This window comes from Stenomitos rutilans (assembly GCF_059505485.1).
In genome coordinates, this window is the sequence record NZ_JCACKR010000057.1 from 55,163 (window position 1) to 68,443 (window position 13,281).

At 49.5% G+C, this 13,281-nt stretch carries 13 protein-coding genes; 4 read left to right on the forward strand and 9 right to left on the reverse strand.

The genetic code is table 11. The annotated features are described in order from the left end of the window. Positions 1–43: 43 nt before the first annotated feature. From AC5JLP_RS09745 to patD, 3 genes are all read right to left on the reverse strand, one after another. Positions 44–1,765 carry a dipeptide ABC transporter ATP-binding protein gene (locus tag AC5JLP_RS09745; RefSeq protein WP_496067739.1) on the reverse strand — a complete coding sequence of 574 codons (1,722 nt, stop codon included), beginning with the start codon at positions 1,763–1,765 and terminating at the stop codon, positions 44–46. A 132-nt stretch (positions 1,766–1,897) separates the two neighbouring features. Continuing rightward, positions 1,898–2,458, reverse strand: a complete 561-nt coding sequence (locus AC5JLP_RS09750) for a TFIIB-type zinc ribbon-containing protein (RefSeq protein WP_496067740.1) — start codon at positions 2,456–2,458, stop codon at positions 1,898–1,900. A 159-nt stretch (positions 2,459–2,617) separates the two neighbouring features. Beyond that, complete coding sequence (patD, locus tag AC5JLP_RS09755; protein ID WP_496067741.1) at positions 2,618–3,010, reverse strand: heterocyst frequency control protein PatD; 393 nt, start codon at positions 3,008–3,010, stop codon at positions 2,618–2,620. A 255-nt stretch (positions 3,011–3,265) separates the two neighbouring features. On the opposite strand from patD, the gene AC5JLP_RS09760 reads away from it, so the two are divergent. The 3 genes from AC5JLP_RS09760 to rpsU all read left to right on the forward strand — a co-directional run bounded on the left by AC5JLP_RS09760 (position 3,266) and on the right by rpsU (position 7,928). Further along, a complete protein-coding gene (locus AC5JLP_RS09760; protein WP_496067742.1) occupies positions 3,266–5,710 on the forward strand; it encodes a RelA/SpoT family protein in 2,445 nt (814 codons plus the stop codon). A gap of 492 nt (positions 5,711–6,202) precedes the next feature. Continuing rightward, on the forward strand, positions 6,203–7,501 hold the full coding sequence (locus AC5JLP_RS09765) for a Sll1247 family protein (RefSeq protein ID WP_496067743.1): 1,299 nt from the start codon (positions 6,203–6,205) through the stop codon (positions 7,499–7,501). Positions 7,502–7,748: 247 nt separating this feature from the next. Beyond that, a complete protein-coding gene (gene rpsU / locus AC5JLP_RS09770) occupies positions 7,749–7,928 on the forward strand; it encodes a 30S ribosomal protein S21 (protein WP_496067744.1) in 180 nt (59 codons plus the stop codon). 273 nt (positions 7,929–8,201) lie between these two features. Here the strand turns inward: rpsU and AC5JLP_RS09775 are convergent, their stop codons facing one another. The 4 genes from AC5JLP_RS09775 to AC5JLP_RS09790 all read right to left on the reverse strand — a co-directional run bounded on the left by AC5JLP_RS09775 (position 8,202) and on the right by AC5JLP_RS09790 (position 11,283). Continuing rightward, complete coding sequence (locus AC5JLP_RS09775; protein ID WP_496067745.1) at positions 8,202–8,564, reverse strand: hypothetical protein; 363 nt, start codon at positions 8,562–8,564, stop codon at positions 8,202–8,204. A gap of 372 nt (positions 8,565–8,936) precedes the next feature. Next, a complete protein-coding gene (locus AC5JLP_RS09780; RefSeq protein WP_496067746.1) occupies positions 8,937–9,266 on the reverse strand; it encodes a hypothetical protein in 330 nt (109 codons plus the stop codon). A gap of 380 nt (positions 9,267–9,646) precedes the next feature. Next, positions 9,647–10,696 (reverse strand): ABC transporter permease, encoded by a 1,050-nt coding sequence (locus tag AC5JLP_RS09785; protein WP_496067747.1) that lies wholly within the window; start codon positions 10,694–10,696, stop codon positions 9,647–9,649. A 71-nt stretch (positions 10,697–10,767) separates the two neighbouring features. Then, positions 10,768–11,283 (reverse strand): adenine phosphoribosyltransferase, encoded by a 516-nt coding sequence (locus AC5JLP_RS09790; protein WP_496067748.1) that lies wholly within the window; start codon positions 11,281–11,283, stop codon positions 10,768–10,770. 301 nt (positions 11,284–11,584) lie between these two features. Between AC5JLP_RS09790 and AC5JLP_RS09795 the strand changes: the two genes are divergently transcribed. Next, positions 11,585–11,899, forward strand: a complete 315-nt coding sequence (locus AC5JLP_RS09795) for a hypothetical protein (protein WP_496067749.1) — start codon at positions 11,585–11,587, stop codon at positions 11,897–11,899. A 21-nt stretch (positions 11,900–11,920) separates the two neighbouring features. On the opposite strand, the gene AC5JLP_RS09800 is transcribed toward AC5JLP_RS09795, so the two are convergent. After that, positions 11,921–12,706, reverse strand: coding sequence for a hypothetical protein (locus AC5JLP_RS09800; protein ID WP_496067750.1), 786 nt, complete (start codon positions 12,704–12,706; stop codon positions 11,921–11,923). A 104-nt stretch (positions 12,707–12,810) separates the two neighbouring features. After that, the gene (locus tag AC5JLP_RS09805; protein WP_496067751.1) at positions 12,811–13,140 is read right to left on the reverse strand and encodes an MgPME-cyclase complex family protein; all 330 of its coding nucleotides are present in this window, start codon (positions 13,138–13,140) and stop codon (positions 12,811–12,813) included. Positions 13,141–13,281 lie beyond the last annotated feature (141 nt).

The window sequence follows — 13,281 nt, forward strand, 5'->3', positions numbered from 1 at the left end:
CGTTTGGGGCTGCTGTGCTCGACGTGATGGTTCGTTCTACGTCTCACTGTCTTGCCAAGAGCGGCGCGGCTTGAAGCAATGTTTGCGTGTAGGGATGCTGAGGACGCGTAAAAACAGCTTGAGTGGAACCGAGTTCGACAATTTTGCCTGCATTCATCACCGCAATGCGATCGCAAAAAAAGCGTGCTACCCAAAGGTCATGGGTAATAAACAAGTAGGTCAGGTTAAACTCATGCTTTAAGTCTCGCATGAGCGTCAAAACCTGCGTTTGCACGGTGGCATCCAGCATGCTGACAGGCTCATCGCAAATGACGAGCTGGGGATGTGTAATCAGGGCACGCGCGATCGCCACCCGCTGCTGCTGCCCGCCTGAAAGTTGCGCTGGATAGCGATTGTAAAACGCCTCCGCTGGGCTTAATCCCACCCGCTCCAGCATTTCCATCACTTGCTTTTTCGCGGCTTGGGGTGCTGCTAATTGGTGAACGCGCAACGGATCGGCAATACTCTCCCCGATCGTCATCATAGGATTCAAACATGCGTGGGGATCTTGAAAGACCATCTGCATTTGTCGTCGTCGCTGCTGCATCGCATGCCGAGGCAACCCGACTAAGTTTTGCCCCAAAAACTCGACTTTGCCTGACGTGGGACGAATAAGCTGCAAAATGGTTCGCGACAATGTACTTTTGCCACAGCCAGACTCTCCCACTAGACCCAGCGTCTCGCCAGGATAAAGGTCTAAATTAATGCCATCAACAGCTTTAATTGTCTGATCCGTCTGTGAAAACAAGCGAGCAATGAACGATTGCTCCAATGTGTAGTGCTGCTTGAGGTTGTCGAGATGGAGAAGGGGGGTAAGTTGCAGGGAATCGGGTGTGGGGTGTGGGGTGTGGGGTGTGGGATGCACGTTTTCATTCGTATATACTCCTCTCTCCTCTCTCCTCTCTCCTCCCTCCTCACCCCTCTCCACACCAACCGCTTGCAAATGGAGTGCCGCTTGAAGGAGCGATCGCGTGTATTCATGCTGAGGCGTTTGCAAAACGTTCCGAGTTGCACCCGTCTCAACAATCTTGCCGCCATACATCACTGCGATGCGATCGCAATATTCGCCAATCATCGCCAGATCGTGTGAAATCACCAACAGCGCCATCTGTCGTTCGGTACACAAGCGGGCCAGTTCACGCAGAATTTGAGCGGCAACGGTCACATCCAGGCTGGTTGTGGGTTCGTCTGCCACGATTAGTTTGGGGTTCAGCAACAGCGCCAGCGCGATCGCCACCCGCTGCCGCATCCCACCACTAAACTCATGAGGATATTGTGACCAACGGTTTTCAGGGATATTGACTGCTGCCAGCGTAGCGATCGCTTGCTCTTTTGCCTGCCGTTGGGAAAGCTTTGGTTGGTGCGATCGCAGCGTCTCCAGGCAGTGTTCCCCGATCGTCATCAATGGATCAAGGCGCGTCATTGGATCTTGAAAAATCAGAGCTACTGCTTCGCCACGAAACCGACGTAGTGCGGCTGGCGAAAGGTCAAAAACAGCTTGACCTGCAAACGTCACCCGTCCTGTAATACGCGTGTCGTCCGGCAATAGCCGCATCACAGCACGCCCCAGCGTACTCTTACCACAGCCAGACTCCCCTACAAGACCAAGCCGCTCACCTGGGTTGAGGCTAAACGAAACATCATCGACTGCCCACGCGATCGCCCTTGCTCCTGGCTGAGGATACGCCACTCGTAACTGGTCAACCTGGAACAAAGCGTTTGTCATAAGTTCGTCAGCCGCGATCGATGTATAACAGGCCGTTTTTAGCGTTCAAGAGACAACGTTCCGCTACTGTATCAGTTGTTAGCTTTGACATGTTAGCTATGACACAACAGGTTTCCAGTTGACCTCTGCCCCCTATTTATCAAATCGCCGCATCAGATACGCCACCCCAAAATCCCCATTGGGATGTTTCTCTAAAACCTCTGCCAGTGCAAAAACTCGCTCTGCTAATTCGGGGCCAAGTTTGTCGATCGTGGCACGCCGCTCCTGCGCCAATTGCTCCCGCTCTCGTGTGCGCGTTTGCCAATCGTTAGAAAACAACTGGTCAATCACGGTATGCAGTTCTAGTGCTTGCAGCATGTCCCATTCTCCTCGATCGCACCAAATTCCCTTACAGTTTGGGCAGCGCTCAACATAGAACGGCGTTTTCACGCTCACTTTTGCTCTTGACAGGTAGGCAGTGCATTCAGGACACAGCGCAGCTCGCGTATCGAAAGGCGATCGGGCACAGTCCGCCTCTAAGGCATGATCAATCAGCATTGATAAGTCCTTTGCGGGGGGTTGGTGCTGTTGCCAGGTTTCGTAGGAGGCTCCCGTTATCCAGGCTCCACCGCACTCTGGGCAGTGATGCGCTGCCAGTTGCTTGATTAACTGACCGTCCACCAAATCCACCTGTTTATCCTTCGGACATTGCACAAGCGCTTTCTCCAATACAACCAACCTTTTCTATTTAACCAAGCAAGCGAGTGGTTTTCAGCATTTAAGCCAGGAAAGCGACATACGAGAACACAGACCTTCTCCTACTCCCTACTCCCCAAAGCTATCAGCAGTCAGCGGTCAGCAGGTTTCACAGACCTACTCCCTACTCCCCTCCAGCACTGCAGCACAATACCGTTGCAATGTACTGAGCCGATCGCTAACCTGTTGCTGCCGCTGTGCGATCGTTGTAGGCTGGCGTGCTGCACGAAGGCTCATCACGTCAAGGCCCAAAAGCCGCAGTTGCTTGTCACATTCCACCTGATACGATTGCATCCAATGCTGCATGGATGGCACAAGGATATCGAGAGGCAAGCAGAGAATCTGCTGACGAAAAAACTGCTGTAGGTCTGCAACCTTAGCCTGCACAACAGTTGAAGGCTCATAAAGCAACGCGCTGTCACCTTGGGCGATCGTCTGGGCCACTTGCCCCAAAAGCTGCTGAAACGCCTCGTAACGCTGCTGATGTAACAACGGTAATGCTTGCCTCATGTCTCACCACCGCTTTCCTAAGTTACTGTAAAGAATTTTGTCATTCTTGCTAAGATAGACATTAATAGAGGTTAAGAACCTCGAATTAAAAATGCAACTATAGTCTAGCGTTCTAGCTTTAGCTAAGAATCTAGGTAGTAATAGGCTGACAGTGACTAATCATTTGGCATTGCGGCATGGCTGGTGAGTTTGATGCTAGTGGATCAATACACTGGCATCAAACTCAGTTAGCCTTAGTTTCAATTGGCATCAGCGGTGCTCTGTTTGTCCTTTGCCTGGTATGACTTCAACTACCAAAGCGTTGAGATCATCCGTCGCATCGACGGCTCGTATCAAACAGCGCCCTGTGCAGTAGAATCAGCCAATACAACAAATCTTTCGAGCCTTCCGATTCCTAAGCTTGACAGCATGCACCTAACGGCTCCCGCATCTTCCATAGATTTTGAGCTTCCTGCCTGGTTGCAGGAATGCCTGAATGCGCGGCGAACCTTCGCCGAAACGGCTCCCTCCGAAACGGCTAAACCTGACGCTGATGATCTAATTTGTCGAGCGTTTGAGTTTGCCTATGAACTGCATAAAGGGCAATACCGAGCATCGGGTGAACCTTACATCATGCACCCTGTTGCAGTTGCAGGTTTGTTGCGTGACTTAGGTGGCGGCAGCGCAATGATTGCCGCTGGTTTTCTGCATGATGTGGTTGAAGACACTAATGTTACGGCTGAAGAGCTAGGCGCACTCTTTGGGCAAGAAGTCCAGCTTTTGGTTGAAGGGGTCACGAAGCTCTCAAAGTTCAATTTCTCTAGCAAAACAGAACGACAAGCAGAAAACTTTCGCCGCATGTTTCTGGCAATGGCGCAGGATATTCGCGTGATTGTTGTCAAGCTTGCCGATCGCCTGCACAATATGCGAACGCTGGAACACTTACCCGATGCCAAACGCCGTCAAATTGCCCTAGAAACCCGCGAAATCTTTGCTCCTCTTGCCAATCGCTTGGGGATCGGTCGCTTTAAGTGGGAATTAGAAGATCTGACCTTCAAATACCTGGAGCCTGAATCCTATCGGCAAATTCAAGAGCTGGTGGCTGAAAAGCGGATCGATCGCGAAACAGGATTGGCTCAAATTGTGGACAGCCTTAAACGGCGCTTGAGCCAGATAAAAATTTCCTACGCCGATATTAGCGGTCGCCCTAAGCATCTGTATGGCATCTACCAGAAGATGAAGCGACAGCAGAAGGACTACAACGAAATCTATGATGTTGCGGCGATTCGGCTCATTGTTAGCTCTAACGACGAATGCTACCGGGCACTGGCCGTTGTACATGACATGTTTCGCCCCATCCCTGGTCGCTTCAAAGACTACATCGGGCTACCCAAACCAAACCGCTATCAGTCGCTTCACACCGTTGTCATTGGCAATACGGGAAGGCCGTTAGAAATCCAAATCCGCACACTGGAAATGCACCACATTGCTGAATACGGGATTGCGGCTCACTGGAAATACAAAGAAGCAGGCAGTTCCAGCAATACGCAACTCACAACGGCTGACGAGAAGTTTACCTGGCTGCGGCAACTGCTTGACTGGCAGAGCGATCTGAAAGATGCCCAGGAATATCTGGAAAACATCAAAGATGATCTCTTTGATGGGGATGTCTACGTGTTTACGCCGCAAGGGGATGTGGTGTCTCTCAGTCGTGGGGCAACCCCCGTTGATTTTGCCTACCGTATTCATACCGAGATTGGCAACCACTGTGCTGGGGTTCGCGTGAATGAACGCATGGCAACCCTTGATACGCCGCTCAAAAATGGTGATATCGTCGAAATTATTACTCAAAAGAACTCCCGACCCAGCCTTGATTGGCTGAATTTTGTCGTTACGCCTGGTGCCCGAAACCGCATTCGCCAATGGTATAAGCGATCGAACCGGGAAGAAAATGTGGCCCGCGGTCGAGAAATGCTAGAGCGAGAACTGGGTAAAAATGGCTTTGAAGCGTTGCTGAAGTCCGAACCCATGCAAGCAACCGCCGAGCGATGTAACTACCACAGCGTTGAAGACCTGCTGGCAGCCCTTGGCTACGGAGAAGTAACCCTCAATCTCACGCTTAACCGTTTACGGGAAGCAGTTAAAGCACAACAACCTCTGGCAAAGCTTTCTGATAGCTTGGATAGTCTGAGTGTTGCCTCTCAAGAGTTGCCCTTGTTGCCGATCGGCCCTAAGCTTTTGCCGTTGCAGCCATCTAGTAAGGCTCCCATTATTGGCGTTGAGGGCTTGCTCCATCACATTGCCGGATGCTGTACCCCCGTACCAGGTGAAGCCATTATTGGGGTGGTTACCCGCAGCAGTCGGGGGATTTCGATTCATCGCCAGGGGTGTCCGAATGTTGAGCCGATTCCGGGCGATCGCCTGGTGCCCGTCAGTTGGAACACGGCTGACCAGGACCTCGGTCGTCCTCAGACCTATCCCGTTGATATTCAAATTCAAGTCATCGATCGCGTCGGCGTTTTAAAAGACATCCTGTCTCGCCTGACCGACAACAACATCAATATTCGCAATGCTCAGGTCAAAACGTTTCCTGCTCAAACCGCAGTGATTGATCTAGGCATTGACATTCGTGATCACGAGCAGCTTGAACGCACGTTTAGCCAGATCAGAAAGCTGAGTGATGTGCTAAATCTACGGCGCTTGAGCCAGGTTGACGACTAATGATCGCTCTCGCGTTGTCAATGTTCAGGTTCGTTTTAGATGGCAAGGGTTGAAGCAATAGCTGCTTCAACTCTAATTTTTTCTTTAGCCCTGGTTCAGCTATACGGTTGAGTCTACGTATATTCACAGATCTACTCGTGAGTTAGACTTCGTTTAGCGTGGCTATTGGCGATCGCGGCTACAGGCTTACCGCAGTGCTTAGGCGTATTTTCAAGTGTTGCGTTTCGTGATTTGAAGCTAAAGCAAGGATTATATTCTATGATAGGGTTTAGTGATTCAAGTCACAGTCCTTAATACTAGCCTACGGGTACCATGAGAAGCAATGAAGCCTAAGGCTCTAGCCAAATGTGCATGTTGAATGTATCATGCAAGCCTGCAACAATAGTATTTTCCTTTCGTCTAAAAACGGAGCCTCGTGCGTTAAACAGTCCCTTTAGTGCCTGAGTCAGTGCAATTTTACCCTCATCCCTGGGCATAGGAATCCTAGCTGCCGTGAGTACCTGGACACCCAACTTTAACCGTCAAATCGATCAAGAGGAGCAGCAGCTATACGATCACTTGCTCCGGCTTGTGCAATCCGAGCTGCCGAGCCAGTTGATCGAGCGCTTTCGCGCCCTCTTTGTTGATGGTGTGGGTTATCCTGACGCAGACATCGTGGCAGCGATTAACAAGATTGCAAGCTCTAAAGCCGCTGACCAAGAATTTCGATTTGTACTCAACCGCTGTTGCCATATTCTAATCAATCGCTGGCAGACTCGCCCTCAGCTTCAAACGGCGATTCCAGAGCTTATTTCACTCTTTGAAACTACCCCTGCTCGACCTGTCACCGAGTATTCACGTGCTCGATCGGCGCGGCGAATGCGTGAGCTAGTCAAGGGTTTTGTAGACAGCGAGCAATATGTGACGTTGCGCCGCCTGTCTCAAGTGATGAACCAGGCAAGTGATTTGCATGCTCCCCCGGCTCATGAGCCGATTGGTGCACTCATTCGACGCTACCCCTATCTCTATGAACACTGCCTTTTAACGGATGGCAGCACTTACGAGCATCAGCAAACTATTCGACAACTTCAGGCAAAGGCTCAGCGTCAGTATGAAGTGGACCTGTCGCAGTATGTGACCTATCAGGTACGACGATCGCAGCTCGATCGTGAGGGGTCTGCGCAGGTGAGTAGTCGAATTCTTCAGCCAGTCAAGAACCCTACGCTGCTGAGCGATCAAGATTTATGCCGTGCGCTCAAGCAATTTGCTGGCAAATCTCAAAGTGATGGTACCTATCGAGACTCAGCACAGCGGTTTCTGACGCATACCAATCAAACTCCAACCTTTCAATCGTTTAAGGATGATCTCTACCAGTACATTACAGCTTCAGTAGACCCGGAATACGGTAAGCGGCAGTTCAATCATCAGCTTTATAGTCAACTCAAGAGTACTCTGCCAGAAAGTAACGAGCAAAAGCTGAATGACTTTTTAATCGTGAGAACCTGTAGCCACCTACTGAATTTTCTTGTGGTAGAAAGCCCACAACGACCCAATCACTTTGTGTTTGTTGATCTCATCTCCAATATTGGCTCTACTTTAACAACAGGATTGTTGCTAAAAATTGTGCTGATTTGCCGTAAGGTAAAGCCCTATCTAGAGAAGCGGTTCTCTATTTTGTTTAACCACTATGAGTTTTGTCGCCGCGATGGTGTGCAGTGGTTGGTAGAAGCAATGGAGACGCTTAATCTGGCGTTAAGCACGAACTTTAGTACGATCGATCTCTCCTTTATCAACCAGATTGCTCATCAGTAAGCTCTAGGGAGACGAGAGCAACTTTTTGTGCTAACGTACCCTTTGAATTGATCTGTCGGTAAACTGAATTGAGTAGCCTATTGTCAGATGCGCTATGGATGTTCTAAGGAAACCACCTCCAAAGGCTTGACTCGATCTGTAACCAGGAAGGCAACCAACGCTTAAATGGGTTTGTCTTGGAGCAAGGTGTTTGCTCGTCGGTGCAGCAGTTCGTTCACACAATTATGTTCTGGAGAGATTAAACGGAATGACTCAGGTAGTTCTTGGTGAAAACGAAGGCATTGATTCTGCTTTGCGGCGATTCAAACGTCAAGTTTCTAAAGCTGGGATTTTAGCTGATTTGCGCTCCCATCGACACTTTGAAACGCCGATTGAGAAGAAGAAGCGGAAAGCGATCGTGGCTCGGCGCAAGCGTCGCTATAGTTAAACTTACCGCAGTTTCCCATCCAATCAGCCACGGTCTTATCAAGACAGACATCGGGTTGAAGGGATTGGGTGTAAGGAATGCAAATGCAACCGATCGTGATGATGACTAGACGGTTTGCTTGATGGTGCAGCGTTGTCATCATGTTCTCGATGTTGAGCCCGACCCTTTAAGTAGCCGTATCGTTAAAACTAAGAAAGCGGCGAAACCTGCTCGCCGCCTTCCTGTATCAACCGCTTTGCTGGTCAGATAATTGATGTCTTACACCAGAATCAACTAACCGCCGATCTTATCCTGAACCTTCTCAAGGACGTTTTTGATGTCTTTCTCAACAGAGGGTGCACCTCCTGAGTTAGAAGGCCGCTTCATCTCGTTGAGACCAGCTTTACCTTGTACCTCGTTAAGACCACCACCTTTGGTCTTCTGCTGTGTTTCGCCAAGCGAGGGGGGGTGATCGGTTGCGATCGCATCGCGTGATTCTTGCTCAAACTCTTTTGCTGCTTTGTTGGCCGCTGCGTTGGGTTCGTTCCTCATGGGTGCTGCAAAAGCAGGGGTAACGTAAGAAAACAGCAAGACGGCACAGAGGCAGATCGTTACAAGGTAACGAAGGGGACGTAAAACCGTTAAAACATCTTTCATAGCAGGTTCCTCCAAGCTATAGAAGTTAGTGTTGCAAGGCCAGTTGATTAGGACAACTGAGCCTCTTCCATCTACCCAGATCTGTACACTGTCTCACATCTACACCTTGAGGGATTTACGGTACTACATAAAGCTAATTTTATCTCTCTCAAGGAAGAGCAAAGAGGTTAGGATGTCGCTCGTGCAACAGTTCGACTCGCTGCAACGCTTGTGTCTTTCTGTCTGCTGTTGATTCTAGGAACAAAGGAGTACGCTATGCAAAACCGATTTCTGCTGAGTCAGGTTGCTGGTGATATCTTCTATACATTGGTATCTAAACTAGACTTGATACCATTGTCTTGATTGGCTTCTATTTCTGTAATTCTAACCACTCTACTGTGATAGAAATTCAATGTTTGGAATAAGCGGATCTTGAACAACTCCAATACCTGTAAAGCTCCAACGCTTAAGCAGGCTATCAATTTGCGTTCCGGAGATTGATTCAATGGTGAAGCGATCGACGACTCCTGAAGCATGAGCATTCAAATAACTTAGAGCATCAAAATGTTCTCGAAATAGAAGCAAAAAACTCGCATTTCTGCGCGCTTCTGTCTTCGTTTTGTCTTCATTATCTTGCTTTGTGTCTTCTCTTTGATGGGGATGGGCAACCAGGTAACTGCCGTCGGAGCGCGATCGAATCAGGTAATAAGCTTGAGAAAACATAATAGGGGAGTTGTTAGTTGTTGGTTGTTAGTTGTTAGTTAGGAAATAAGATGATTAGCTTGAGCATAAATTAGATAGACAACACTTAGGAAACATAAATGTAAAGCGATTGGAAACGCACTACCTGTAGATCTACTCAGGGCTATTTCATTTTAGGCATTGAGTCTATCAGGCAACGGATTTGACAACAGATGAAGCGGATCAGTGGTCTGCTAGTCGTGGAAAAAGCATCCGTTTCATCCGTTCTTCCCCGCTGCCAATTGGAATAAAATAGCTCTGTAGATCTACTAGAAGAGCTAACAAGTAACTACCAAAAACCAACAATTTTATAGAGCTACTAAAAAATCTAAAAACCAACCAATAAAAACCAACCACTTCGACTAATTTATGTCTTCCAGCTTAATCCGAGGATCAACCACTTTGAGGAGCAGATCTGCTAGCAAGTTGCCAGCAATCAGCATCACGGCACCCATCATTAGGCTTGCCATAACAAGGTATAAGTCTTGTGCCTGCACGGCTTGTAGAATGAGGCGACCTAAACCAGGCCAGTTAAAGAAAAATTCGGCAATGAAGGCACCGCTGAGCAAACTGGCAAACTCAAAGCCAAGCAACGTGATGAGTGGGTTAACGGCGTTACGCAGAGCGTGAACGTAAATCACCTTATTTTCTGGCAACCCTTTGGCGCGAGCCGTTTGAATGTAGTCTTGCCGCAGCACGTCAAGCAACTCGCCACGGGTGATGCGCTGGAGTCCCGCAAAACTGGTGATGCTGAGGGCGATCGTGGGTAGGATCATGTGCCACGCGATGTCAATGATTTTCCCAAGCGGCACGAGTTCGTCATGGTTGATGCTGGTCATATCGCCAACTGGAAAGAGCGGCGAGGTATTTTGCGCGAGAATCAACAGCAGTAGCGCGGTGATAAAGCTAGGAAAGCCTTGCCCTGCATAGCTAATGACTTGTAGGAGGCGATCGCTCCAGCGGTTTTGGTTGACCGCTCCAATAATCCCCATTGGGATGGCAATCGTCCATGTGACGAGCAATGAGGCGATAGCGAGGAGTAAGGTTGCGGGTACCCGTTCAGCAATAATCGAGGATGCCGATCGGTTATACAGCATGCTGGGGCCAGCATCGCCGTAGCGGACAATGCTCCAAAGCCAAAAGAAATACTGTTCTGCCCAGGATTTATCTAAGCGAAACTGTTCCCGTTTTTGCTCCAGAAATTCTGGCGAGATCTTTGGATTTTGACGATACGTATCTAAAAAGTCTCCAGGCGCTAGCTGAATAATGAGAAAGCTCAGAGCAGATGCTAAAAGTAAGGTGAGCAGTGCTTGCAGCACCCGCTTAACGATAAAGACAAACGTTTCGCTGGTTAAAAACGCTGTGAATGCGTCAACGCCTGAGGCTAGTCTGCTCCGATCGGCTGTAGTCATCGCTTTGCTATAGGTGATTCGGGCTGGGGTGATGTCTGCTAGCGATGGTCAACCTCTCGCTAACGTCCATGCTAATACTCAATGAGCGTGACGATCGGAACGTCCGGTAGTCGATCGCGTCCCTTTAAGTCTTTTAGCTCAATCACAAAGGCAAACCCTACCAATTGGCAGCCTGACTGTTGTACCAGCTTCGCGGTTGCGTTTGCAGTACCCCCTGTTGCAATCAAGTCATCCACAATTAAAATGCGGCAATCTGGGGGATGAAGGGCATCTTGATGCACTTCCAGACGATCCATGCCGTATTCCAACTCATATTCGATGGAGTGAACCGCAGCGGGAAGCTTGCCGGGTTTGCGAACGGGAATAAAGCCTGTTCCCAGCTTGTACGCCAGCGGTGCCCCAAAGATAAAGCCGCGTGATTCCATTCCAATAATAAAATCGGGTGCCAGGTCTGCACATTTTTCTGCCAGCGTATCGATGGTATAACGCAAGCCATGAGCATCGCGTAGAAGGGTCGTGATGTCTTTAAAGAGGATTCCCGGTTTGGGAAAGTCTGGAATTTCGCGGATGAGCGCCTGAATATCCATAATGCTGCAAGAAAAGGGTGATGGTTAAGTGGATGCGGGTTCTGAGGTTGCCGTAGCATCGTGCGATTGCTGTGTTTGGGGCCGCAACCAACTATGGATCGAGTTACCTAGACAGATTACCAGTTTGATCGACACTGAGTGTATGCGATCGCACGTGCAGTACGGTACTTTATGGTTGGTCTAGTGCGGGATGACGTATGCTACGGCCATAAGTGCAGTTAAGATTGGCTAAATTGTTCGAGGCTGATGAGCGCGCTTGTAGCCTGATCAGCAATCCATTGCAGCAATTCGGGATATTTCCGTGAAGTATTTTTTTCTGTCAGATGGCTGGACGATTGGCAGGGTTTGGGAACTGGGAGGGCTATGGAACGAAAGCGCGTGGAGACGCAAGCCTGAGATCAGTCAGATTAAGCTCTGCGTGTGGGAGCAAGGCGAAAAGCTCTGGCTCTACCGGGTTGAAGAGGCTGTTTTGATGGTTGAGGTGAAACCAGGGGATTCGACTCAGGTTGATGTTGCGACCCAGGCGATCGGTCAGGTTGTCTTGAAACGATTGATCACGGCTGACCAGGCCATTGAGCGACTGTGTGCCGCAGATGCCTATCAACCTGTGGCGTAACTGTCTTGAATGGGATAAACGCTATTTCTTTACGTTTGATTGTGGCGTGGCGATCGACTGACGCAACAAGGTGACTCGACGACTATCGACTACCATCGCCCAAAAACCACGCTCGGTGAGTGCTTGTAACGTTGTGTTGGCAAGGCTTTGGTCAGTTGTATGTACAGCCAGCAAGTAGGGACGTTGGCGGTAGGAAGCCAGCCCAATCTCTTTACCCACAAGCTGCTGTACCTGCTTTGCCAGTGCTGGCTTGCTGAAGTAATCCACTAAAACGGCGTACCCTCCGCCTAACGCTTGCGGGTTGTACGATCGCGCATCTCCAGGGGCGGACGATCGAGCCGCTGTACCACTGGGCAGGGGTTTCGTGGATGCTAGAGCAGGCGATGTTGTGGTAGAACCGGGCGCAGGCGAGGCTTGAGCCGCAGGTTCAGAGGGGCGAGCGACAAAGGCTGACAGCCCAAGCGAGTCTCGCATATAGTTTGCCCAGGCATTTGCTGCCTCAGCCGATGTGAAACCACCGACTCGTGTGACTACATCACTTAGGTAGTTACAGACGGTTACCGTTGCATTAGGGGGCAGAGTACGACGAACCTGCTCTTGGCTTTCAGAGGTTTTGCTGACAACAAGCAGCAGATACTCACCCGCGATCGGCGGTTGACAATTGGCATAGCCCGCTTGTGTAGGCGCATCTAACGTTGGCGGTGCTGGCGGAATTTGGGCGACGACGCTGGTGCTCATCGCTAAACTTATACCAGCAAGAAGTAGCAAACCGAGCCAAGAGGGAACCTGTCGAGCAATCTGAGACATGAGCGTTATGGAGAGAGTTGAATTGATGAGGTACCTCTCTTCGTGCTGGAAAGCCAATTTTACTGCTGGGAAGCCAATTTAGCACCCTTCACGCTAACTGGAGCTTAAGAAATGGCAGCTAGAGAGGCTAACGGCTGCGGAATGGTGTCTGAAGGAGCCTGGAACTCACCTGTGATCACGAATTCTAGCCGCAATTTTAACCAGGTAATGAACTGAGGATTGGTTGAAATAATAGCACTCGCGGGCTGAGGACACTTGGTTTTAATCGCTGCTAGCTCTGGCGCATTCAAAAATGCAGGTTCGTTCACGAGCCAGAAGTCAATGTCTTTTTCTTGCTCATGATAGTGGCGCGTGCGCTCTTTAAGCACTTCGTCGATCGGCTCTTCTTGGGTCAAAAAATGCTGGCTGGCAAGGACGTAGTAGTAGGTTTGCATGGTTAGGGAAAGTTTTGAGTTTTGAGTTTACTGGAGGGAAGTCAGGAGTCAGAGGGGAGTTTTGAGTTTTGAGTTTACCGCAGGGAAGTCAGGAGCTAAGATTCAGAATTTTAGTAGGTGAAGAGTTAGAGCTACAGCAAA

Excerpts from the sequence above, each read along its gene's own strand:
- AC5JLP_RS09745 (WP_496067739.1), bottom strand. The coding sequence starts at position 1,765 with ATGACAAACGCTTTGTTCCAGGTTGACCAGTTACGAGTGGCGTATCCT.
- patD (WP_496067741.1), bottom strand. The coding sequence starts at position 3,010 with ATGAGGCAAGCATTACCGTTGTTACATCAGCAGCGTTACGAGGCGTTT.
- rpsU (WP_496067744.1), top strand. The coding sequence starts at position 7,749 with ATGACTCAGGTAGTTCTTGGTGAAAACGAAGGCATTGATTCTGCTTTG.
- AC5JLP_RS09775 (WP_496067745.1), bottom strand. The coding sequence starts at position 8,564 with ATGAAAGATGTTTTAACGGTTTTACGTCCCCTTCGTTACCTTGTAACG.
- AC5JLP_RS09780 (WP_496067746.1), bottom strand. The coding sequence starts at position 9,266 with ATGTTTTCTCAAGCTTATTACCTGATTCGATCGCGCTCCGACGGCAGT.
- AC5JLP_RS09785 (WP_496067747.1), bottom strand. The coding sequence starts at position 10,696 with ATGACTACAGCCGATCGGAGCAGACTAGCCTCAGGCGTTGACGCATTC.
- AC5JLP_RS09790 (WP_496067748.1), bottom strand. The coding sequence starts at position 11,283 with ATGGATATTCAGGCGCTCATCCGCGAAATTCCAGACTTTCCCAAACCG.
- AC5JLP_RS09800 (WP_496067750.1), bottom strand. The coding sequence starts at position 12,706 with ATGTCTCAGATTGCTCGACAGGTTCCCTCTTGGCTCGGTTTGCTACTT.
- AC5JLP_RS09805 (WP_496067751.1), bottom strand. The coding sequence starts at position 13,140 with ATGCAAACCTACTACTACGTCCTTGCCAGCCAGCATTTTTTGACCCAA.